The sequence below is a fragment of the Rhodopirellula islandica genome (assembly GCF_001027925.1).
Taxonomy (GTDB): Bacteria; Planctomycetota; Planctomycetia; order Pirellulales; family Pirellulaceae; genus Rhodopirellula; species Rhodopirellula islandica.
The window spans coordinates 344,547-367,432 of record NZ_LECT01000044.1 but is presented as its reverse complement, the minus strand read 5'-3'; the positions used below and the strand labels follow the sequence as shown (position 1 = coordinate 367,432).

17 protein-coding genes are annotated in these 22,886 nt (G+C 56.3%); 9 read left to right on the top strand and 8 right to left on the bottom strand.

Annotated features, from left to right (window positions below; genetic code table 11):
• Nucleotides 1-807: a uracil-DNA glycosylase family protein gene (locus RISK_RS22670; RefSeq protein ID WP_047816732.1), complete on the top strand. Its 807-nt coding sequence runs from the start codon at nucleotides 1-3 to the stop codon at nucleotides 805-807.
• 142 nt (nucleotides 808-949) lie between these two features.
• The gene (locus RISK_RS22665; protein ID WP_047816554.1) at nucleotides 950-3,862 is read left to right on the top strand and encodes a leucine-rich repeat domain-containing protein; all 2,913 of its coding nucleotides are present in this window, start codon (nucleotides 950-952) and stop codon (nucleotides 3,860-3,862) included.
• Nucleotides 3,863-3,951: 89 nt separating this feature from the next.
• On the opposite strand, the gene RISK_RS22660 is transcribed toward RISK_RS22665, so the two are convergent.
• The 3 genes from RISK_RS22660 to RISK_RS22650 all read right to left on the bottom strand — a co-directional run bounded on the left by RISK_RS22660 (nucleotide 3,952) and on the right by RISK_RS22650 (nucleotide 7,583).
• Nucleotides 3,952-4,620: a hypothetical protein gene (locus RISK_RS22660; RefSeq protein WP_047816553.1), complete on the bottom strand. Its 669-nt coding sequence runs from the start codon at nucleotides 4,618-4,620 to the stop codon at nucleotides 3,952-3,954.
• Nucleotides 4,601-6,676, bottom strand: coding sequence for a serine/threonine-protein kinase (locus RISK_RS22655; protein WP_047816552.1), 2,076 nt, complete (start codon nucleotides 6,674-6,676; stop codon nucleotides 4,601-4,603). Before RISK_RS22655 ends, RISK_RS22660 begins: the two co-directional genes overlap by 20 nt.
• A 73-nt stretch (nucleotides 6,677-6,749) precedes the next feature.
• On the bottom strand, nucleotides 6,750-7,583 hold the full coding sequence (locus RISK_RS22650; RefSeq protein ID WP_047816731.1) for a hypothetical protein: 834 nt from the start codon (nucleotides 7,581-7,583) through the stop codon (nucleotides 6,750-6,752).
• 332 nt (nucleotides 7,584-7,915) lie between these two features.
• On the opposite strand from RISK_RS22650, the gene RISK_RS22645 reads away from it, so the two are divergent.
• The 6 genes from RISK_RS22645 (at nucleotide 7,916) to RISK_RS22620 (ending at nucleotide 13,880) form a co-directional block, all read left to right on the top strand.
• Nucleotides 7,916-8,152 (top strand): hypothetical protein, encoded by a 237-nt coding sequence (locus RISK_RS22645; protein WP_047816730.1) that lies wholly within the window; start codon nucleotides 7,916-7,918, stop codon nucleotides 8,150-8,152.
• Nucleotides 8,153-8,458: 306 nt separating this feature from the next.
• Nucleotides 8,459-9,361: a DUF1571 domain-containing protein gene (locus tag RISK_RS22640; RefSeq protein ID WP_047816551.1), complete on the top strand. Its 903-nt coding sequence runs from the start codon at nucleotides 8,459-8,461 to the stop codon at nucleotides 9,359-9,361.
• Nucleotides 9,362-9,552: 191 nt separating this feature from the next.
• Nucleotides 9,553-9,987: a thioredoxin family protein gene (locus RISK_RS22635; protein WP_083435124.1), complete on the top strand. Its 435-nt coding sequence runs from the start codon at nucleotides 9,553-9,555 to the stop codon at nucleotides 9,985-9,987.
• 202 nt (nucleotides 9,988-10,189) lie between these two features.
• On the top strand, nucleotides 10,190-10,858 hold the full coding sequence (locus RISK_RS22630; RefSeq protein WP_047816549.1) for a signal peptidase II: 669 nt from the start codon (nucleotides 10,190-10,192) through the stop codon (nucleotides 10,856-10,858).
• Nucleotides 10,855-13,182, top strand: coding sequence for an efflux RND transporter permease subunit (locus tag RISK_RS22625; protein ID WP_047816548.1), 2,328 nt, complete (start codon nucleotides 10,855-10,857; stop codon nucleotides 13,180-13,182). Before RISK_RS22630 ends, RISK_RS22625 begins: the two co-directional genes overlap by 4 nt.
• Nucleotides 13,183-13,214: 32 nt before the next feature.
• Nucleotides 13,215-13,880: an HAD family hydrolase gene (locus RISK_RS22620; protein ID WP_047816729.1), complete on the top strand. Its 666-nt coding sequence runs from the start codon at nucleotides 13,215-13,217 to the stop codon at nucleotides 13,878-13,880.
• A 33-nt stretch (nucleotides 13,881-13,913) separates the two neighbouring features.
• On the opposite strand, the gene RISK_RS22615 is transcribed toward RISK_RS22620, so the two are convergent.
• The 3 genes from RISK_RS22615 to RISK_RS22605 form a co-directional block, all read right to left on the bottom strand.
• Entirely contained in the window at nucleotides 13,914-17,153 is a 3,240-nt protein-coding gene (locus RISK_RS22615) for a serine/threonine protein kinase (protein ID WP_047816547.1), read from the bottom strand.
• 99 nt (nucleotides 17,154-17,252) lie between these two features.
• A complete protein-coding gene (locus RISK_RS22610; RefSeq protein WP_390173959.1) occupies nucleotides 17,253-18,578 on the bottom strand; it encodes an AAA family ATPase in 1,326 nt (441 codons plus the stop codon).
• 135 nt (nucleotides 18,579-18,713) lie between these two features.
• A complete protein-coding gene (locus RISK_RS22605; protein ID WP_047816545.1) occupies nucleotides 18,714-19,514 on the bottom strand; it encodes a 16S rRNA (uracil(1498)-N(3))-methyltransferase in 801 nt (266 codons plus the stop codon).
• 143 nt (nucleotides 19,515-19,657) lie between these two features.
• Here RISK_RS22605 and RISK_RS22600 point away from each other — a divergent pair, with 143 nt between their 5' ends.
• Nucleotides 19,658-20,533, top strand: coding sequence for a hypothetical protein (locus RISK_RS22600; RefSeq protein ID WP_236696588.1), 876 nt, complete (start codon nucleotides 19,658-19,660; stop codon nucleotides 20,531-20,533).
• On the opposite strand, the gene RISK_RS22595 is transcribed toward RISK_RS22600, so the two are convergent.
• Nucleotides 20,509-21,120 carry a hypothetical protein gene (locus tag RISK_RS22595; RefSeq protein ID WP_047816543.1) on the bottom strand — a complete coding sequence of 204 codons (612 nt, stop codon included), beginning with the start codon at nucleotides 21,118-21,120 and terminating at the stop codon, nucleotides 20,509-20,511. The genes RISK_RS22600 and RISK_RS22595 overlap by 25 nt on opposite strands.
• Nucleotides 21,117-22,865: a membrane protein gene (locus tag RISK_RS22590; protein ID WP_047816542.1), complete on the bottom strand. Its 1,749-nt coding sequence runs from the start codon at nucleotides 22,863-22,865 to the stop codon at nucleotides 21,117-21,119. Before RISK_RS22590 ends, RISK_RS22595 begins: the two co-directional genes overlap by 4 nt.
• Between the last annotated feature and the right edge of the window lie 21 nt (nucleotides 22,866-22,886).

Genomic DNA, 22,886 nt, shown 5'->3' with positions numbered 1-22,886 from the left:
ATGTCGCCAACCAAATCCCCGAGCCCGAAACCGATTCAAAAGCGACTGCTCGACGCTGCGAGAGAACTTTCCGATCAAGTCGACAAGCTCGAATTCGCAGAACCGGTCACGCACGTCTACAACCCGCTGCGATATGCCTGGGGACTTCATGAACAATACGTGCGCCAAATCGGCGCCAACGCTCACGTGCTGTTCCTGGGCATGAACCCGGGACCGTGGGGCATGGCGCAAACCGGAGTGCCGTTTGGTGAGATCAATGCAGTCGTGCAGTGGATGGGATTGGAAGGCGAGGTCGAACGGCCTGCAAACGAGCACCCCAAACGCCCCGTCGAAGGCTTGAATTGCGCTCGAAGCGAAGTCAGTGGGCGCAGGTTGTGGGGACTGGTTTCAGAGAAATACCCTGACCCGGCTGATTTCTTTCAGCAGCACTTCGTCGCGAACTATTGCCCGCTCGTGTTCATGGAAGCGGGTGGAAAGAATCGAACCCCCGACAAATTGCCCGCCGCCGAACGAGACTCCCTGCAAGCCATCTGCGACGCACACTTGGCAAAAGTCATCACGGCAGCCCCATGGACCGATTTGGTCGGGGTCGGTGCGTTCGCTGAAAACTGTCTCAAGCGAGTCGTGAAATCCATTGAAGGATCCAGCGAACCTCGCACGCCGAAAGCATCGGTTCGGCAAAAAAGTGCCAGCCAACCGCCTTTCCACATCCATCGAATCCTGCATCCCAGTCCCGCCTCCCCCGCGGCAAACAAAGATTGGGCTGGAAAAGTGACCAGCCAACTGACCGACGCCAAAATCTGGTGATCCAGCTGCCCCTGGGGTTTGACCGAGGGTGCAAATTGAACATGTCTCGTCCGCCAATTGGGTCTGCTAGACTGACGCTGTTCGACCATCGGGGGCGGAATTCCCCCCCTCGAAGGAAAATGCACTCGCATGGGGCAACGAATTGGTGGATTCCGTTTCGCAGTATCGCCGTCGCACCCGGCTGACCGCTTACGCAGTCAGTTCCTTGATCGGAATCCTCGTGGTGCTGCTCAATGTTCCCTGGCGGTACACGCAAATCAGCGAGAGCTGGATGGGCGAACCGTTCACGCTGGTGCAACGGGTGCCGGTCTTGGACCCGGACCAAATCGTTCGGGCCGGTTGGCCTTGGCGATACCAAGTGTTGATCGACGAGGGATCCCAAGGCACCTCGGCAAAGTCAAAGCCCAGCAACGCTCTGGCCGCAATTGCGAATCACACCCCACAGTATTGGTCCGGCCGAGCTTTGCTGGGCGACATCCTCTTTGCTTCGGCGCTTATCTATTTCGCGTTTCGACTGTGGTGTTGGCGAGGTGAGCGCATCGCAATTTCTGAAGCTCCCGAACGGACGCGACGGAGATTTGACATCGCCGTTGCCTCGGGATGCTTTCTGCTGCCAGCCAGCCTGGTTTTCAGCAGCAACTGGATTGCCAAGCACCACTTGGCGAAGATTCAATCACTGGAATGCCGTGGTGGTTATCAATTCACTTTTGAAGCCCCTCTATTTCTCGAGAAGAGAATTCCGATCCAACTGCACGCGTCCTTTTTGCGACTGCGTACGGTGGAGCTTTATTCGCCCTCTGAAAAGGCTCTGCAAACGCTGCTTGGCACACCGACACTGCGATCGGTTTTGGTCTTCGATGGGCATTTGCATGAACATTCGCTCGATCCACTTGGTGATGCCATCGAGCTGACCAGTTTGTCGCTCAACCGTTCGCCTGTTTCGGAGAAGGTTTGCGAGGACATCCGAGACTGCAAGCGTCTGATGTACCTCGGAATCGAACAATGCAATCTGGATTCCCAGATGGCAGCGTTGATCAACCAGATGGACAAGCTTCAGCACGTCGATTTGCGCCGCAACCCTTTGAGTCTCAATGCCATCTCCAAACCAAAGTGGGCGTCCACCTGTCGCTCACTGATCCTCAGCCGTCCGAAACCGGGCCAACAGGGACACCTGAATCTGTCCCAGTGGCCGAACCTCGAACGCCTGTCCATTCGCGATTCGATCCGAATCTACAACGATGCGACGCTCCAATTGTCGCTCACGGACATGCCTTCCCTGGAAACGATTGAGCTGGATCGCTCGCAAAAACATTCCTTGCACGCACAGAACCTGCCGCGATTCCGACAAATCGTTGAACCAATTGATCTGATGCTGCTGTATGGTCGTGAGGACCAATTGAATGGCCTGACTCGGTTTGAATCCGTCCACCTGGTGAATGTCCCCAACTTCCGCCGGCTGGAATGTCATGCCGCGGACTTGAAAGAGCTTCGGCTGGAGGATGTCGGTCGCCTGAAAGAGATCTACTTGGGCGTGTACCGGTATGACTCACAGGGCCAGATCACGGCCGAAGATTCGATCGTTGCGGGCGACGATGCGTGGCTGCAACAAATTGCTCAGACGCCCTCCTTGAGCAAAGTTGATTTGGCGGGTGTTCAGTTTCCGCCGGAATCTTACGAACGGCTCGCCTCGCTTTCTTATTTGAAGCACCTCCACCTCCAAAAAGCCAACCTCAAGCACTCTGATTTGGACTGGGTTTTTGGCCTGAACCAACTGCAATCCCTTGCCATCCGCGATTGCCGAATCTCGGCAGAATGGCTTGAGAAATGCCTTGTGCAGCTGCCCAAACTCCGAAGTCTCCACGCCGATCTTTCGGACCTGGATCAGCTGACCATCGCCGAGAATCGAAGCCTGACTTCGTTGGATCATTTCGAGGTTTCCAAGCTGAATCGCCTTGAGCTTCGAAGCCTTCCGCGACTTCGAGGATCGATTCAAATCCGTGGCGAGATCGAGGATTTGCAGTTGGTCGACCTGCCGCTTCTCGATGAACTTTTGATCGAAAGCCCTTGGCCTCGACAGGCGAAGCTGGAAGGGCTCACCAAACTGCGCTACTTCGGCGGTGGCGGTCCCGAGCTTGACGACAGCGTGATCGACCAAATGCTGAAATTCAAACACCTTGATCACTTGATGTTGGCCTACCCCAACATCTCAAAGGAACGACTTCAGGCGTTGGGACAGTACCGGTATCTGACTGGCTTGGAGCTCCCTGGATGTCGTGTGGACGATGACGTGGCGTCACATTGGTCAAAGCTGCTTCGGTTACGAGTTGCGAATTTCGACGACACGCAGGTGTCTTCGCGCACCTTGCATTGGCTGCGTGCGATTCCGTCGCTTCGCAGGCTCTCCATCGCTCGCGTGCCCTTGGACGCCGATGCAAAACGCATTGTCAGCTCGCTTTACCAGCTGTCTTCCTTGAATCTGAGCGGTGTTGATTTCCCAGCTGAAGATCTCAGACGTCTGCTCACGGACGGCAACCTTGAGGCTCTCGACTTAGCTGGTTGCTCCCTCAGTGAGGCACATCTTCAAGTCCTTGCCGACTCCGAAACTCTCCGCCGCGTGGTCTTGAAGGACTGTTTCTTAGAACCAAAACAGATCGCAAATCTGCTTCAAATTAACCCGCAACTGACCTTGGATTTGGGTGTGCACGACCAATCCTTCTTCGTCAATTTTGCACCTCCCTATCGCACTCGATTGATCGGCTGTCGCGTTCGTCGGCCATCCTTTGTGCTACCGAGCAGACGTCCAATCCCCTTCCCTGGATCGATAAACAGCATGATACTGGAAGACTCGTCCTTCCCAGATGACAGCAGCGATCTTTCCATGCTGGAAAGCCAAGACAACACGGTGCAGCTCGTGTCGGGCAGTCAGGCCTCGGAGGATCCCCCGGAGCCACACCAACACATTGTCGTGGACTTGGCTGAGTTTCGGATGCAGTCCGAACGTGCCTTCTCAACGGAGTTGTTTCGGTCGGTCAACGAATTGGCTGCCAACAAGTGAGCGACTGACGGTCACCCAATCCAATCCTTGCGTGCCAACTGCAAACGCACTGATCAAGCGACAACACGAATGACTCACGTCATTCCGAATCAAACGATCGAAGTGGTTCTCTGCTGACGAGAAGCCAACCCACCTAGCACGATCGATCCTCCGACCAGCAACGTGAAACCACCCAGGATCACGATTCCGGTTGCGGTCAAACGTTCCCGCAGCTGCCGATCGGCAATGGCCATTTCAACGACCTTTTTGTCGTCTGGCTCAATCCGAATCAGGATCGCTTTCTCGTACTTCGTCTCATCGCCCACTTGGACACTGCCTTCGTAGCGGCGCACCACCAATTCGTCGCGAATCCAATCAACGTCCAGCGGAATCATCTCGGGCGCGGTCGCCCAATCGTGTTGGGACATCAACGCGTCAACGTAACTTTGGACGGCCCCGCGAGCGTAAACGACGAGCAACTCGTCGGCTTCTTCCACGGAATCACTCGGTCCCGACGTCACCACCACGCTGTATTCGTCTCCATCATTCTTGGACGGCTCATCGATCCATCCGGGGCGGTCAGAGGGATAGATCAAATGCGACAGCGGCGCGACGCTGAGTTCAGCCGCGTCATTCTTGTCCTGTTCCAGCTCGACTTTGATTTCATCGTCGGCAAAGCAGTGACAGGTGGTCGAGGAATTCCAGCCTGGCAGACCGCTCAGGAAGAACATGGCTGCCGCGATCGGCAACCATCGGTATTCAGACGGTTGAGATTGCATCGGCTTTCACCCAAGGAGCTGACAATTGAGTCATCACGATCACGCCGCCGGCAATCAACATGCCCGCGGGTTGAGGGACGGGAACGATTTGGTGCACAACCCATTCACCCACCACCGCGACGGTGACCGCCCACAGGCTCAACCGAACGCGACGCAGGGGGTCGACAGGTTTCCACATTCGAAGCAAAGCAAACAGCAACGCGAAGTGCCCCATCATGGCGGCCGCTTTGGGGACGCCTGATTCCAAGTAGAACGAAACGGGAAGCGCGGTCGCATCAATGTCTCGTCCCAAACCTTCATCCATCGGGACCATCAAAAAATGACCGAGCACGAACGCGAGCAAACCCAAACAGGCTCCCCAGGACGAGGACACCAGGCGGCGGACCAAGCCTTCTCCGTCGCTGCCTTCCCAGAACTTTCCAATCCCTAGCAATCCGAATGCTCCCAGCCAAATCACCAGGGCCATCCACACATAAGGTGCCAAAGCCATTGGCGTGAACGGGGTGCTGCGCATCCCGATCACGGAACTGAGCAACAACAGGACCCCCGCCACAATCATGGAGGTCATTCCCGACGTGGCCCATTCGGCCGACCGTGACAACCGAGTTCGGTCCGACAAGCTGGTTCTCAACAACGATCGAACTTGAGCTTTTGTCATGGTCGGTTTGACCGCTGGGCGAACATTCGCAACGGCGTGAGCATGGGGGCCGCCCTGCCGCAGGCCTTGCGAATCCGTTGACGTTGGCGAATAGGACGTGGGATCCGACAGCTGCAACACGACATGACGAATCACGTAATAAGGAACATAGAAAAATCCCACCATCGACAGCACCGGTAGCAACCAATGCGTGTTGATCAACAAAATCGCGACCGCAGAAACAGCCAAGACCAATTTGATGCCGGGGGACGTTTCCAACGCTCGCCACCACGCTCGTGCATCTGAAAAACTGTTGCGAACAGCTCGAGCGATCGGTTCTTCCCCTGCCGATGAATTCAGAACCATCGACGCACCGCCAGCGTGTGGCGACGCCAATCCGGCGGCAATCACAGGATCGGCGTGTCGACGTTTCTTCGACTGGAAACGGGAGGAATCGCTGTCGAATGGCTTCGATTCCGAAGTCACCACTTCCGCCAAAACTGGCGTTTGGTCCGAAGGCATCGAAGCCAACGAAAGCATCTCCGCGACGTCACGTGGACGTTTGCTGGGATCCTTTTGCAAGCATCGATGAATCACATTTCGATACGGGTTGGGGACCCGGGACAAGTCCGGTGAGTCGGTCAAATGTTTGACGATGATCTCTTGCGGGGTCTCACCATCAAACGGCAGTTCGCCCGTCAGCATCTCGAACAAGATCACACCGAGTGCATACAAATCGATCTCGCGTCCATACTGTCCCCGACCAATCTCGGGGGCCATGTAATGGAACGTTCCAATGCTCTCGGTGTGCCCACTGCGATGGGACGCGGAAATGAACTTGCTGAGCCCGTAGTCTCCGACTTTGACAATGCCATTGTCGTCAAAAAGGTTGCCAGGTTTGATATCACGGTGAACCAAACCGGCCGAGTGCAAATGAGCCACCCCGGCGGACGCACCGGCAAACCAGTGCCGGACTTGCGATTCAAACAAACCGCTGGGCAGCACGTTGCGAGAATCCGATTCGGCGGACTTCGCTGCCTCATCCATCACCTCTCGCAGGTTGGGCCCCGCGACGTATTCCATCACGACCCAAGCTTGGTCATCGGCGTCGCGACACACATCGTGAAGCGAGACCAAATTCAGATGCTTGAGGTTCAAGCAGTGCGAAACACCTCGCAGCTCCACCTCGAGGTTTCTTTGAATTCGTTTGAGCGCGACTTCCTTGCCCGCTTGGCTGACCGCGAAATACACCTCACCAAATCCCCCCACGCCGATGCCACGACGAATCGTGTATCGGTCCAGGACCAGATCGTTGGGGGAGTGGGTGAATTTCATCGGGCGAGATGTTGCCAAAGGATTCGAGTAGTCTGCGGGAAGTTCCATTGTATCGGCCAAAGCACTCATCGCATGCCTTTTCATCTAGACGAGAACGTTCCGTCAGGTTCACTCGGACGGTCACACGGGGAGCCCGATGCTCCCCGTGCCAGACGGATCACAGCGATGAATCGCTGTTTTCTTCATCCAACTGAATCGAAACGTAGGCCTGATTGTCGCCACCATCCAGCTTTTGCATGTAGGAGGTGACATCATCGAGCAGGTTCTCGTCCGAGGGCTCATCCAAGTTGATCTCGCCGAAATACTCGACATCGACCTTCATCGTTTCCTCTTCGACGTCGATTCGCGTGGCAATGTCGTCCAGCAAGCGTCGCGTGTCCGACAATGCACTGTCGTCGAGATGCAGTTGCGTGCTGGTTTGCGCCACACGCAGGGCACCCAAGCGAGCCTGCAGGTTCTCCACTTCGACTTCCAACTGGCGTTTGGCGTCCAGCATGGCGTCCATTCGCTCGGAAGCAGCGGCCAGCGAAGCTTCGCGAGCGGAGAGCATCTGCCGGATCTTTTCCGAGGTTTGCTGGCGAGTTTGGAATCGTTTGAAGCGATTGCCCAAATCTGATTTCACTTGGGCCGACGTGTAAGTGACTCCCCCGTAAGAATAAATCGAGCTTTCGTCACGCAAATCGTTCGTCAGCCGTTCGATGTCCGTTTTCGCTTTCGCCAGCTTCTCGTCCGTCGTGGACAACTCACGTTGCAATCGAACCACTTCGGTTTTTTCCTGAGCGATTCGGCGAGCATTTTGTTGAATCTCGGGTTTCAAATCCACGATCAATTGGCGGGCGCGATTGAGCTCCCATTCCAATGGAACCGCGTCGCTGGCGGAATTGGTCAGGTAAGACCACCCGCAACGAGCGTAGCTGCCAACTGGCGTGGCAATGGACAAACCGGACAACAAAGTGGCAGCGGTTCCTGCCAGCACTAGTTTTTTGAGCATCGTTGTTCTCCTGAGAAAACATTTCGTGGGATTTCGGGGCGGAGTCAGTGCCGCATCATCGTGTTCTTCGTTCCAGGCAGTCGCGTCTTGGCAAACGGGCGCAAAAAAACCGAAAATCCCACTTTCCGGGTGAATTTCGGCGACCTGCAACGGGTCCGATCCGTAGAAAGGCTGTGCCTCAAACTCCTGTTTTCTCTTCCTTTCACGTAATTCCCACGTGTTTCAATCGCGTTCAACGTAGGTTTTCGATAAACCACATTGATTCTTCGGCCCCGATTTTGCCGAACCTAGACCTGGGTGAAGCCATCTGGAATGGTCCTGGGGAAACAACCATGTCAACTTCATCGCCAACACCGAATCCGTCTGAATGGGTGCCGTCTGATACCGGCTCACCACGGCATAAAATCCAGTGCCTCGACTGGGGACGAATCACCGCCCTGTTCGACGCTGAATCGGTCCACACCGCCTTGGGCGATTGGATTGACACGGATCTTTCAGAAATGGAAACACGATTGTCTGCGTTTCAAACGAAAAGCTCCGTCCTGCGTGGTTTAAAAGAATCGCGTTGAGTCATCTGAGCGATTTCACCGCAATCGCCACCGCCATGAACTTTTCGTGACGTCTTTTCACGATTGGATTGGTCCTCACGCTGACATTTTGCTATTGTCGGCCCCGTTCCAGCTTGGTTTTCCGCTGCCTGGATCGCAAATTCCTCCGGATGGTTACTCGGATTGTTCGGGTTGTAGTTGAGTCGACCACAGAATTGGCTGATGCACACTCAGTCGGTCGATCTTGCTTGACGCAGACACATGGACCGCCTTCCCGTGGCGTTTCTCCCACTCAATGCCTGACCCACACCCAGCAAGGAAGCTGAGATGAATACCCCTCGTCGTCAATTCTTGGGACTCGCCGGCGGATTGCTGGCTGGTGGACTCTCTCAATCGAACCTCTTCGGACAAGATCCTCAGTGGACCAAACCCGTCCACCGGGTCGCCAACGCCGCCTTGTCCGCACAGAAGGCTTCACCGGCCACCCCCGTCAGTTCCGCGAAAGCCGCTTTGGTTCGTGGCTTGGAAATGGCTCGTCAATCGCTGACACGTTCCAAAACGGAAGTCAATGATTACACGGCCGTTCTGGTCAAACGGGAACGCATCGGTGACACCATCGGCGAACACGAATTCATGACCATCAAGGTTCGCAATCGCAAAGAGGCGAACGGTCGTTTGGTGCAACCATTCAGCGTTTATTTGGCATTTGCGAAACCTACCTCGGTGAAAGGTCGCGAAGTCATTTACGTCGAGAATCAAAACAACGGCAACATTGTCGCTCACGAAGGTGGCTTCAAAGGCCGCTTTTTGCCAACCGTCTCGATTCCGCCAACCGGGATGCTTGCCATGCGTGGCCAGCGATATCCGATGACCGAGATCGGTGTCGAGAACATGATTTTGAAATTGATCGAACGAGGCGAGAAGGCTCTTCAGTTCGAAGATGTACACGCAGAGTTGCGCAATGGGGCTCGCTTTCAAAATCGTCAGTGCACTTTGCTGCGTTTGACTCAGCCGACCCGTCGCCCGGACGCGGAATTCCATACCGCCGAGGTATTCATGGACGATGAGCTGAACATGCCCATTCGCTACATTGCCCACGATTGGCCGAAGGCCGGCGGTGAACGTGGCGAGGTGATTGAGGAGTACAACTACCTCAACTTGAAGGTCAACGTCGGGCTGACGGACGCCGATTTTGATCCGTACAACGAAGCCTACAACTTCCACTCGTAAAAGCATCTCTGCTGAAAAGCGGACAGAATGCAAACGGAATCCGATGCGGGGAAATCTCGGAAACAGTCATTGCTCTTATGGGAGTACAATCGGTTGTTTCCTTTTCCCTGCCTTGCCTTTCCCTCGGCCGTCCAATTTGGCGGCCGCCTTCCTTTCGGCCACCCCGGCCATGCTGTTCGCGGAGTCTGATCATGCCGTCCATTTCTCGCCCCGCATCACTCGCCGTGACTTCGATCACAGCGGCATTCATCGGCCTGGTCTCGCTGTTTTTCATCGGTTGCAATGGACCGAGCAACTCGGTCCCACCAGCGAATATTCCTGCGGATGCGATCCAGCAAGTCGTCGGCTCAGCGGACAACGAAAGCCTGGTCTTGGTCAAGTTTGGTGCCCCCTGGTGTGGTCCATGTCGACAGGTCGACAAAGAAATCGCTTCCCTCGCATCGACTCTGCCAAAGGACGTTCACGTCGTCACCGTTGATGTGGACGAGCGTCCAGAAGTCGCTGCGAAATTTGGTATTCAGGGCATCCCCCGAATGTTCTTGGTCCGAAATGGCGAAGTCCTGGCTGACGAAGTTGGGTATCGCTCGGAGTCGGAACTGCGGAATTGGGTCGCAAGCTACCAGTGACCTCGGCCTGAGCCCGTCTGCGTTTTTGCAACCGCAGGCCCTGGGACCCCAATTCAAATTTGGGACCCACATTCTGGAACGTTTGCCGGATCTTCTCGAATAGTCATCTGGGAATTTCTGCCGCAGCAATCTACGGTGCTGGCTGATTGAAGCACCACGAACAGGCGACCGAGCCTGGCGTTCCTCCATTTGGCCCGCCCGAATGAATTCAGCCAAAGAGAATCTTTCCGGATACGAATCCGATTCGTCGAACACCGCTGCCCAAACAGCGGCCTTCCCCGCCAGCCGCTACGCACTGTTCTTCGGGCTGGCCGTCGCCGGAGGGGCACTGGACCTGTGGAGCAAAGAAGTCATCTTCCGCTGGCGCGGCCTGCCCGGAACCCAAGATGTTCACTGGATCATCGAAGGCTACTTTGGAATCGAAACCGCTGTGAACATTGGCGCGGTCTTCGGCTTGGGAGCCGGCCAGGGATTGATGTTCGCAGCCATCTCAGTGATCGCCGCCGTGGCGATCGTCGCCTGGCTGTTCTTCTTCCAGGCAGCCCGATCGAGTTGGTTGACATTCGCTTTGGGATGCATCACCGGGGGGATCATCGGCAACCTTTACGACCGCCTAGGATTCTGGTGGGAACCCGGACTGCCCGATCAGTGGCAAAGCGGCGTTCGCGATTGGATTCTCTGGCAAGCGTCGGAGCAATGGAAATGGCCCAACTTCAACATTGCGGATTCCCTGTTGGTCACCGGAGCAATCATGTTGTTGATTCAATCTTTTTTCTTCCCACCTTCGCCGCACAACGAACCTGCTGGCACCGCCTCTCCCGACGATGACATTGCGGCCCCTAGCGAAGGTGCGAAGCCGGCTGCCTCGTGAGAACTTCGTTGATCGCTGCCCCGCGTCACGGACTCGCCCGATTCTTGTGGGTGGGGCGTTGGTGGCTGTTCTGCATGGGGTGCCTGTCGGCGATCCCGCTGGCGATTTACCAGACCGACCTGGGCATGGATCGCTCTCTGGCCGCGATGTTCTCGCCGTCCGATCCCACTCTGAACCAGTACCAACATCTGCAACAAACCTTCGGCGGCAATTTGGTCGTCATGCTGGTCTACGATGACACGGAGCTGATGACACCGGAGGGGGTCGCACGCAACCAAAAATGGACCCAGTCGGCCGAATCGATCGAGGGCGTACGGGGGGTTCTTTCCGTCGCGAAATTGGTCCAGGCATTTGCTTACATCCGCCCCCAGTTCTCACTCCTGGGCGGATCCATCCCATCGAATCCGGAGGCCACTCCAGCACCGTCGAAGATGCTCGCGGAAGACGACCCCGTCGCGAATTCATTTCGAGAACTTTTCGCGGGATACACGCACGGCCGAGATGAGCAGACCGCTGCCATCGTCGCGATGCTTCAACCGGGCCACACCGAGTCAGCCATCAAGGACTTGCAGCGGCTGGCCGACCAAATCCCTTCCCAGCGGGCTCCGGTTCTAGTCGGCGAACCGGTGTTGCTCGATGATGCCTTTGACATGATTCAAGCGGATGGCAACCGACTGGCACTGGGGACAATCGGTTTGCTCAGCCTGGTCATGCTACTGACCCTGCGAGACTACCGAGTCGTTTTGTTGGCCGCGATGGCGATCGCCTGGGCGACGGTCTGCACCCGAGCCTCGATCGTTGCTTTGGGGATGGAAATGTCATTGGTTTCGACCATCTTGATCGCAATCATTGCGGTCATTGTGGTGGCCGCGGTGATGCACCTTGGTGTCCGGTCTCGCGACAGCGCGGGCGAGAACGTGTCATCCAATTCAAGCGAATCGACCGTTCGAGTCATTGCCTTCTTGGCCATTCCGATCCTGTGGACGTGTCTCACCGACGCGGCTGGTTTCGCATCGCTGCTGAAATCGGACGTTCGGCCGGTGCAGCAGTTTGGCGCGATGACCGCCGTGGCCGCCGTAGCCATTGTCGCCGCCTTGATCTGGTTCACCCCTGCTTTGATGAGCCTGCCTTCTGGGAAGCGCGAGCAGTCACATGAGACGCCTCTGGATGATCGACGCTCGCCATCAAAACGATTCCTCGTTCACCTGGTCTCGACCAGTTTGCGTCATCGAAAGCTTTTGTCGATGGCCTCTGTCATCGCCTTGATCTTGTGCACCATCATGGTAACGCGACTCAAAACCGAAACCAGTTTTTTGAGCAACTTTCGTGACAGCAGTCGCATCGTTCAGGCGTACGAGAGGGTGGAACAACAACTGGGTGGGGCGGGCGTGTGGGACGTCGTCCTGCCAGCTCCCGACACCATCACCCCCGAGTACGCAAATCGTGTTCGGGAATTCGAAACTGAGCTGCGTGAATTGGAAGTGGTCGATTCAGTCACGGGGCAAACTCATGGCCTGACCAAAGTCTTGTCGCTCGCGGATGCCGATGAGGTTGCGGCAATGAGTCCGTTGTTGTCGCTCGTCACGCCGGAGGTCCGGCTGGCTGGAATGCGAACCGCCATCCCAACCTTCGCGGACGCGTTGCTGACGTTTGATCCGCCCCAGGAAGGCAGCCAACGTCAATTGCGGATCATGCTGCGCAGCGAAGAAGGTCTGCCCGGTGAAGTCAAACGCAAACTGATAGAGCGGGTCTCCCAGGCGGCTCAGGGCTTTGACGAGCGTTCACTCGTGACGGGCTACTCGGTGTTGATGTCGCAACTGGTCAGCAGCCTGCTGCGTGATCAGTGGAACGCACTGGCGATCGCCTTGACGTTGGTGGGGTTGCTGATCGGAATCGCGACAGGAAGCGTGCGATATGCAATCGTTGCGTTGTTGACCAACACGCTGCCGGTCATGTTCGTCCTGGCTCTGATGGGATTGGTGGGAGGTGGCTTGGATTTGGGATCCGCCATGATTGGTGCGGTCTCCATCGGGTTGTCGATCGATGGTTCCATTCACTTTCTGGCCGGCTACCAACGCGGCCGAGTGGCGGGGCTGGATCCCTCGACCGCAGCCACGGAGGCGGCGACGGATGTGGCGACTCCAATCTTGCTGGCGACATTGGCATTGGTGGTTGGCTTCGGGATTTTGATGACCAGCCCTTTCATTCCCACCGCGACCTTTGGCATGTTGATTGCCGCCACCTTGGCCGCTTCTGCTGCGACCAATCTCATGCTGTTGCCCGCCGTTATCGTTGCCGTCGACCGGCGGACAACCTCCCCTTGATTCCAATCTCACCCTGAAACTCAAGAATGAACATGCACCTTCTCGGCGTCGCCTTGGACATGGACGGGCTGTTGTTCGACACCGAACGAATTTACTTCCAAGTGGGGCAAGTGTTGTTGCAACGTCGTGGGCACACGTTCACATTGGAATTGCAACAAAAGATGATGGGTCGGATCGGGTTGTCAGCGATCGGCCAAATGATTGAGCACCATCGGCTGGATGACGATCCAGTGTCATTGCTAGCTGAATCCGACGTTGTTTACGGTGAGCTATTGCTTGGTGAACTTCGACCGATGCCAGGTCTGGAAGAATGGATCGGGCGTTTGAAAAACAGCGGTTTGCCCTTTGGTTTGGCGACCAGCAGTCGACGCAAGTTTGTGGACCAAATTTTGCCCACCACGCAGTGGGCCAACGACCTGGCATTCGTCTTGACGGGTGACGACGTCACGCACGGCAAACCCAATCCAGAGATGTACTTGAAAGCCGCTGATCGACTTGGTGTGTCGCCATCTCAAATGCTGGTTTTGGAAGACAGTGGCAACGGTGCCAAGGCGGCAGTCTCAGCCGGCGCGGTCACGGTGGCCGTTCCGAACGAGCACACTCAATTGCATGCGTTCGAGGATGTCCACCTGGTCGCCGACTCACTGGCAGACCGAAGATTGTGGGAGCTGCTGCCTTCGAAAAGCGACGTTTCGTAAACGCCAATCAAGAAGGGAGTGTCTCGAAGCGACTCAGTCCTTCCAGTCCACATCCGTTCGAGCGTGCAAGCGTTTGCTGACCTGCGTGTTGCCTCCGGAAACCAAATCCAACTGTTCCAAGACATTGTCAATCGGAATCTGCTGCGCTTCGTGAACCAGAATTGGCGTGACGCCAGGAATCACCACCGTCGTCAAAGATCCCGTGTGAGCAGCTGACACCTTGGGTTCCAACCGTTCTCGCTCCGATTCGCTTCCGACCAACAGCAACAAACGCTGGCGGCCGCCACAGTGCAACAACGGCGGAGAGGCAACTTGCAAAGCGGACTCAATCGTTGTCTGCTCGGTCCACAAGGAATTGCCCCCCGGCTTGCGTTCAAACGTCTGCGTTTCACAAATGCCTGTTTTGACGAGTTGCGCCGTGTTGGTGTCTCGTGAGACGGGAATGGTTTGCGTGTTGGTCATTTCTGATTCATGAGTCAACGCCGCTGCCGCTGAAGTCGATGTGTCGGTGAGATTTTCGGAAGAATGTCGATGCGAGTCGATCACATTTTCGATCACCGGCAAACACTTGGCAACCAAATCGGCCGCCATCGCTTGCTCGTCCCATTCGACCTTGGAGTCCCGCAACGGGCCAAGCAACCAAGTGGACGCGGTCTGCGAATGCAAATCCTCCAGCACAGGATTGAAACGCATTTGGATTTCTTGCGGCATCTCTTCCCAAGGGTTTTCTGTGTCCCGATTGTCACCGGGAACACAACGGATCGCTTGTGCAATTCGAATCGCCATTTTGGTCAGCGTTTCATGCAAGGTCTTCACACGCTCTGTGAATGCCTTCAGTTGCTCCGCAGCTAGTTCCGATGCGATCACATCCAGTTCCATCATCGCCAACTTCTCGACCGACTCGATCTCCATTTCCAGATTTTGCTGGGAGGCTCCCTTTTTGCGTTCTTCGTCTTGTTGACGTCGCAGATCCAAACGGAATTGTCCCAACTCTTGCACCGCGTCGTTGCACCACTTCATCAGCCCTTCGGTGGCTTGCACACTGGAGGTGACATCAATTCGCCCATCGTGCATCCGCACCGAAATTTCGCGGCGCAGCATCACCATTTGAGTTGCAGCCCGACGATCCAGTCGATGCAGAACGTCGCATTCACTCAGCGTCTCTTTCAACAACCGTGTGATCTTGGTTCCTTCCAACAATTCCGGCACAGGAATGCGTGAAATCAAATCGGAAAGGTGGCGGGTGATCGCATCGCTGTCTTGACCAAAAGGCGACTTCGCTTCGTCCAGGTAAGAAGCGACATCCAGGCCACATCGTTTGCGTAGACGCTCGGCGGTCAGCCCGGCGATCTGCCGTGATTCATTCGGATTCCCCAACCAACGAAGCAACAAATGCCTTGCCGTGGTGGGAGCCAACAGGTTTTCTTCCAAAGCCCGAACGCATTTCAGACGCGACACACCAACCGAACGCAACATTGGCTTGGCGAGCATCCCCGCGTCGGCTTGGTCACTGCGGCGAGCTTCCGCCAGCAAGTCCCCAGCGCCGGTGGCATCCACCCACAGGTAATCCACGATGGTTGCCGCTGCGGAACAAGAATCAGGCAGAGCATGATCTCCATCCACCACCACATACGCGTTGCGAAGCGGGTTTCGTGATGCCGGCACACCTTGCCACTGAATCCCCGAATCGCCGGGATAACTGTTCTCCGGCAACATGTAGTGCCCGATTTCAGACACCGCTGCATGCGAATCATGCAACGTCAGCGGTTGATGCGGATTGCCCTGCAACGACACCGTCGAAAGCAACGGCAAAACCGAAGCACTTTCCAGCCCCGCTTCATCCAACAACGTTCGAATTCGTGGCGCCAGATCCATCACCATGCCGCTGGCGGTTCCTCCCGAAAGAGAACCCACGATGTAAACGGAAGGCACGCGGTCACCACAGACGGCCGCCAAGTGATCAATTGATTCGCGAAGTCCCGTGTCAATGCTTTTCGCATGGTCAACCATCGCCAAGCGCCCCAGAGGACGCATGCCTTCGGTCGCGCCGCTGCGCGGCACGTTGTAGATCCAACGTCGGGACAACGAACGAAAATGATCGGTTCGACCTTCTCGGTATTGCTGAGCAGACTTCAGCGGCGTGTGCAGAATGGTTGCGGGAGGGATGCGATCGGATGCCTCCGCCAGACGGGCGGCATGAATGGCGTTCATGTCGGTGTCAATCAACACCGAATGCAAATCCAGCGGGCATGCACTGTGCAGCGTCGCGACGCGACTCCGCAGTTCGTGCAGGCATTCGGCCCCGGCACCGCCGACGGCGACCACCAAGGCGTGACCGGTGACACGTCCATGAAAGATTGCACACCTGGATTGCAAACTTGGCAGATCTTCCACCGCTTCTTGCCGGGTGAGAACGCTAGCCTTGGTCGTTGTCTGAACCACTGTCCCTTCGCGTCCACGCGGGGTGCGGAGAGCCTCGACAAAATCCTTGCAAGATTCAAAACGCCGTTCAGGATCTTTTTCAAGGGCGCGAGCCACGGCCACACGGTCCGCCGCTGGCAACGAGTCCAGCACAGGCGCAGCATGAATGTGTTGTGTCGCCAACTGAGCGATCGTGCGCCCAGCAAACGGCCGCGTTCCCGTCAGCAACTCTTGGTACATCACCGCCAAGGAGTACTGGTCGCTGTTGATGCTGGGCCGGCCATCAAACAATTCGGGCGGCGCGTAGATTGGTGTCAGACCGCCGATCACCGAATGATCGATCTCGCGTAAATCTTTCAGCAACCCAAAGTCACCCACTTTCACGTGCCCACCGACAAGCAACAAGTTGCCTGGCTTCACGTCGAGATGCTGCAATTGGTAGCTGCCATGCAGATAGTCCAGTGCATCCGCCGCGTCATGCAAGTACGAAAGCAATGCCGCGCGAGGGATTCCACACGACCCACGGTCTTGGTGTCGTTTGAGAACATCTTCGAGTGATCCGTCGGCCAACTCCGTCACGATGACCAACCGGTCATTCACAATGCCGAACCGCTCGAGCGTCAACAAGAACGGGTGGTGGACCCCTTTGATCCGTTCCAACGACTTCAATTCGCGGGAACCACGCTTGGCATCTTTGGCACCAAAGACAAATTTAACCGCCTTCTTGAGCCCGCCTGGCGCATTGGCGCGCCACACCTCACCAAAGCCGCCTTCGCCAATCTTCTTTTCCAGCCTGTAACCGGAGATGGGCTCGTAACCTGGTGCGATCGTGTGGGTTGTTTTGACGGTCATCGGGCGACACTGAACAACAGTGAAAAGACTTGGAAGAGAATGATTTGAGTTGTCGGCGAAGCGGATCACCACCTCGTTTTTCAATCCGTCGGGAAAGAATCAAAGAGCACTGAAGTAACTACGGCAGGCTTGATCCAGGTACTCAGGTCGCAACGTCAAAGGCAATCGACGATACCTGCAAAAATTGGCAACCTGTGTCAGCAAATCTCGTGGATGGCAGCGACGTGGCGGGCGATCGTTCTGTTGGTAGTAAGCCAAGAGATGATTGGCCGCTTCCGGGGTTTCTGGAAACCCCATCTGAGAAGCAACGGTTTTCATCAGCGAACGAAACTCTTCTGGGGATGGATCGTTCACAAAAATTTTGTACGGCACACGACGAAGGAATGCTTCGTCGACCAGATCATCTGGATTCAGGTTGGTTGAAAACAAGATGAGCTGCTCGAACGGAATTTGAATTTTCTTGCCGGTCGGCAACGTCAAGTAATCGCAACGATTCTCCAACGGCACGATCCAGCGATTGAGCAATTCTTCCGGCGCGATGCGTTGACGCCCGAAGTCATCAATCAACAAGCAACCACAGTTGCTCTTCATTTGAAGCGGAGCTTCGCAAATGTTGGAGCGGTGATCGTGGCGGACTTCCAGGTTCTCCATCACCAACTCGCCTCCCACCACAACGCTGGGCCGTTGAATCCGCACCCACCGCTTGTCCCACTCTTGAGACTTCAACAATTGACCGTCGCCTTCTGGCACGGGTGCCTCTTTGTGATAGGCATCGTCCTTGACTTTGATCAGATTCCCGTCGTCCAAAATTGCATGCGGGATCCAGATTTCTTGTCCCAAGCACTGCGTCAAACTGCGGGCGATGGTCGTTTTCCCATTGCCGGGAGGACCAAAAAGGAACATCCCGGTGTTGCTGTTGATGGCGGGGCCAATCTGATCGAGCAGTTCGTCTTGATAAGAGATCTTCGAAAGCGAAGCTTGCAAATCATCTCGCTCAATCGGATCCACACCGGCCGCTTGAGCTTCCACACTGAGTGTGTAGTCCGCCAAAGGCACGGGAGCAGGCCCGATGTAACTGCATTGCTGCAGGTGAGTCTGCGCTCGCTTCTGTCCCAACTCGGTCAATGAATAGTAGTAGTCGTTGAACGCAGCCGGTCGCACGTGCGCCACAAACTTTCGGGTTCGCAGTGCATCCACAATTGGCTCCACCAACCGGAACGGCAATCCCATCATCGTCGCCACGTTGCGGCCGCTGATGGTGCCAATCTGATGGATGGATTTGATCGTCAACGCTTCGATGAAGCTGACCGACAACCCGAGTTCATTGAGCGAACGGGGTTCGGCCGGCCAAAACGTATCGTCCGTCAACAAACCGCCAAGCGCGGCGGATTCGAAATTGTGAGTGTCGGTGAGCAGAGCATTCATGCGTGGAGCAAGCAATTGGAGTTGTTCGCAGTGGTACCAAACGACCCTCCCCATTGGGATGGATCCGTCGGCCATGCAAACCTAGCTTGCAATTTGAAACCGAACCGATGTCGGCCTCGATGGTGTACAGAACTCTCAATCGACCACCAGACGCGCCGCCACAACCGATGCAGCCGTCTCAATCCGCAATATTCGGCTTCCCAAGCCAACCGATTCGACACCCAACTCGTTGCACCGTTGCTGTTCCGCCTCGGACACCCCTCCCTCGGGACCAATCAACACCAAGGTCCTCGGTCGTCCATCGAAATTGGATTGGTCGGCCTCGGAAGCTTTCAACGCTTGCCATGAATCCTCCATTGCGATCAGCGGCGGAGAATTTGGCATCGCAACCAAGACACGCTGCCAAGAGACCACGGGAGACTGCCCGGTGGGCTCCGTTTCACGGCTCGCTTGGCCCCCCGAGATTCTTTTCGCCAACGATTCAAATTCAATGGGCGACTCAATCTCCATCAAGGCGTTGCGTCCAGATTGCTTGCACGCCTCGATCACGATCCGCCGAAGTTTGCTGAGCAAATTGTCGGCTGGAGGTCGCTGCGTCCGCTCAAACACCACCGGGAACACGCGGGCGACCCCCAGTTCCGCCAGACGTTCCACCATCTCTTTGGCGCGATCTGGTTTTGGAAAACCAATCGCCAAGTCCACCGCGACAAGGGGTTCCCGATTCACTGTCTCAATCGCATCGCATCGGACCACGCACTCCCGCTTACTGACCGAGACAACTTCTGCACCGGACTGATGGCCGGTTCCATCGAACAACTCGATTCGGTCACCAGGTTGAACTCGCATGACCCTCGCCGCATGAGACGCTTCTTCATCAGGCAATTGCACCACGGGTGCCTGGGTTCGCAAATCGGGTACGTAGTAGCGTCGAGTCATGGGTGTCGGTTCAAACCAAAATCGAAAAGTGACAAGAGACTGAAAAGGTGCAATCGTGCCGGTTGCAGCGATCGATGCAAGGTAACCGAAACAGAAAGTGCTCGGCGAGCGGGGCAGTCGATCTGACTGAATAGCAAACCCCGGTGGCACACGAATCCGAAGAGCGATGCGTGCATCAACACGCTGCGACGGCAGCTTGGCACATGCACCCTCCCACCGGGACAGCCGATTCTTCCCCCGAGAGACCGCCGTCGATGCCGATCCCGTTGCTCAGCCAGGCCGATCAAAGCCACTGGGGATTGTTCCGTCAACCATTCGCGAATTCCCCCGGGATGTCGTTCCCGTCAGAACCTGGGGAGTTCCTGTTTGCGACCCCGGAACACTCGCAAGCTCGCATCTGGTTGGAAACCGTTCTGCGAAACCATGTCGGAATCGCGAATTTGCATGCCCGTCCGGGTGCGGGGGCGACCACTTGGGCGCGGCAGTGGATGGCGACTCACGGTTTGGATGACTTGCCGTTGGATGTCATGGGCACGGATGCCGCGGACTTCGATCGCGACCTTTGCCAGCGATGGTGGTCAGTCGCTCGAGCGAACCAATCCCACGGCATTCACACGTTGTGCATCGTGGATGGATCACCTCCCTCATCGACCCTCCAGTGGTACCAGCAATCTCTGAAACTGGATCCAAGACAAAGCCCCATGACGTTGCTGGTGATGGGGCAGGCAAAATCCTCCGGCGTCAGTCACTCAATGGATGTCTCAACCCAGTCGCTCGCCGGTTGTGTTTTGGCTGCCCTCACTCATGCGGGTCAGTTCCAATCCCGGCTCTCAGAGAGAGCAGCTCAACTGATCGCCGAATGGGCCGCAGGAAACTACCGACAACTCGCGTTTTGGACGCACTTGGTTTTGGCCTGGGGAGCACACTGCCAATGCCAGCGAATCGGCAGCCGAGACCTTCGCCAGTTCAATCAACAACGGCAACGCTGGACCGCTCAACGAGCGACGGAAGCTGCCTGATCTGAAAACGTCCATCGCCATCGAGGTTGCTTCGAGAGATTCGAAGCATCGGTCAGGCTTCCCGATCGTTCCGCCATGAACGTTTGCTTATCGGAGAGAACAAACGTGCCGCGATTGATGATTCGAGCATTCGACGGATCGAGTTGTTCAAAGTCGGGATCCAAGGGCGTCAAGCAATGGTCGTCGCTCCACGCGGCACCAAGTTCGCCCAGGTCATCAACCGTGCCATCTTGGTTGTCATCCCAACCATCCCAGCCCGGTTTGCCATCGGGCCCCGAAACGATCCACACCGCTGCGTCAGGATCAAACCGCTGAACCGACTCCAACTGCCACTTGGATGAACCAGCAACAGGACGAGGCGAGGCGGTAGCGTCCGTGAAAAAAGCCAGCACCTGAACGTCGTTCCAATCGGTTGAGCGGGGCAGGTTCCTATTCTGCGTCCACGCGTCGTTCACCTGATTCAGCAATTCAGCACGCGTCGTATCGGCCACCGACGTTCGATCGGCCACTCCAGCGGACAACCACAAGCCTCGCCAAATGCATCCGGCGAGGACCAAGGCAAGCGTCCAAACGTTCCCGCGGCTCATGAACCCTCTCGCAACCGGTCAAAATATTCACGGGTCTGTTCGCGTTCGTCGCGTGGCAACACCTGATCCTCCAGCGGATCACTCTCTTCGCTGAGATTCGATTCAATCGCGGATTGAATGTCTTCGCGAGTCACGCCTTTGCGGTTGGGGCCGTCGGCGAAACCAGCGATGATCGCTCGGCCGCGTTTGACCTTGCCGCGAACCTGGGTGTCATAGGTGTTGATATCGGTTTCTTCTTCAGGCCGGTCACCTTCGCCCTTGCCGCGTCCCATTCCCATCCCTGGTTGGTCGCCTTCGCCGAATCCATCGCCTTGGCAAGCCTGGCAGCCATCCCCATTGCACTGCTTGCAGTTCATTTGGTTCTTGGACTGCGACAGATCCCCCAGCGCCGACTCGAGGTCTTCCAACTCTGACATCGCTTGCTGCATTTCGCCCAGCTGCCCAGACATTTCTTCCATCGCCTGAGCCGCCGCAGCATCGTCGCCCTGTTGCATTGCGTCGGCGGCTTGCTGCATCGCATCCGCCATCTGTTGCATTTGCTGCATCTGAGAATCGGCCGATTCCGCTTCGTTGAGTTTCTGTTGCAACTTCGCCGCGTCTTCGTTGCGGCCTTCGCGTTTGGCTTGCTGAATTTTTTCTTGCAGCTGCTGTTTCTTTTGCTCGTGATCTTTCGCGGCCTGCTTCATCTGCTCGGCCATCTTTTTGATCTGATCGTTCAGTTTTTCTTTTTGCTGCTCCGTCAGCTTGCCGTCTTTCACTTGATTGGCCAGCTTCTTGATTTCTTCGGCGGCTTTTCCGAAGTCACCCTTTTGAATTTGAGACAACACCTTTTCAGCGGGACCACCTTCGAGCCCTTTCATCTGAGCAAGCGTTTTGCGGATTTCTTCCGGTGACCCGAGTCGATCTTTGCGAGCTTGGATCTGTTCTTTGATGTCATTGAGTTCCAACAACGCATCTTTGCGGTTGAGTGTCTTGCTGTCGGTGATCTTGTCGAGCTGTGATTCCATTTTCTCAAACAGCTCACGGGCTTCGAGCAAACCTTTCGCATCCGCTTCGCGTTTTTGTTGAGCCAGACGCTTCTTCAATTCCGCGGCAGCAACTTTGACTTGTCGAACTTCGCTCGCGTTGACCGCATTGTTCAGCTCGGAAGTGGATTCAGTCGCTGGCTGGATGGCGAAGACCATGACGGCCAAAATAGGAAGGATCGCAAGCGGCAACCAAGAGACACGCTGAGGCGACAGAGAAAACTTCTGCGCCACGTCGAGTTTGCTTGCTCGCCGGGCGGCGTCCTGACGCAACGCGTTTCCGGCGGCGGAGTTGGCATCGGTCGCGGCGCTCGATGAGAGCGCGCTGCTCAAGCGTTCTTTCAGTCCGTATCGCGAATCGACTTCGGCTGCCACGCGCATGACCGAGGGGGCGGAGACCCACATCACGATGGCGGACACCAAGATGGAGATCACGGTGACGGCGGCGGTCCAGCCCATCGCCCATGTCTGAACCGTCACCTCGGACGCATCCAAACCCAATCGATCCAACGGCAACGGCGTGATTGCCATGGCGGCAACAGCGATCGTCGCCACGATCAAGCCAACGAACCACGTCACCGCGAAGGTGCGGCCGAATTGGCCGAACATCATTCGTCGGCGAGCCGCGCGGACCTTCGATTCGACCAGGGTCTTGGCTTCGTCGGGTGACCACTGGGTCAACTCGTCGTGCGGATCCTGCGATGGGACAACGCTGGTCATGGAAAGCTCCGTGGGTGGCCC

Coding starts and splice junctions, on each gene's coding strand:
- RISK_RS22670 (WP_047816732.1), top strand. CDS start 1: ATGTCGCCAACCAAATCCCCGAGCCCGAAACCGATTCAAAAGCGACTG.
- RISK_RS22660 (WP_047816553.1), bottom strand. CDS start 4,620: ATGCAATCTCAACCGTCTGAATACCGATGGTTGCCGATCGCGGCAGCC.
- RISK_RS22655 (WP_047816552.1), bottom strand. CDS start 6,676: ATGAAAAGGCATGCGATGAGTGCTTTGGCCGATACAATGGAACTTCCC.
- RISK_RS22650 (WP_047816731.1), bottom strand. CDS start 7,583: ATGCTCAAAAAACTAGTGCTGGCAGGAACCGCTGCCACTTTGTTGTCC.
- RISK_RS22645 (WP_047816730.1), top strand. CDS start 7,916: ATGTCAACTTCATCGCCAACACCGAATCCGTCTGAATGGGTGCCGTCT.
- RISK_RS22640 (WP_047816551.1), top strand. CDS start 8,459: ATGAATACCCCTCGTCGTCAATTCTTGGGACTCGCCGGCGGATTGCTG.
- RISK_RS22635 (WP_083435124.1), top strand. CDS start 9,553: ATGCCGTCCATTTCTCGCCCCGCATCACTCGCCGTGACTTCGATCACA.
- RISK_RS22630 (WP_047816549.1), top strand. CDS start 10,190: ATGAATTCAGCCAAAGAGAATCTTTCCGGATACGAATCCGATTCGTCG.
- RISK_RS22620 (WP_047816729.1), top strand. CDS start 13,215: ATGCACCTTCTCGGCGTCGCCTTGGACATGGACGGGCTGTTGTTCGAC.
- RISK_RS22615 (WP_047816547.1), bottom strand. CDS start 17,153: ATGACCGTCAAAACAACCCACACGATCGCACCAGGTTACGAGCCCATC.
- RISK_RS22610 (WP_390173959.1), bottom strand. CDS start 18,578: ATGAATGCTCTGCTCACCGACACTCACAATTTCGAATCCGCCGCGCTT.
- RISK_RS22605 (WP_047816545.1), bottom strand. CDS start 19,514: ATGACTCGACGCTACTACGTACCCGATTTGCGAACCCAGGCACCCGTG.
- RISK_RS22595 (WP_047816543.1), bottom strand. CDS start 21,120: ATGAGCCGCGGGAACGTTTGGACGCTTGCCTTGGTCCTCGCCGGATGC.
- RISK_RS22590 (WP_047816542.1), bottom strand. CDS start 22,865: ATGACCAGCGTTGTCCCATCGCAGGATCCGCACGACGAGTTGACCCAG.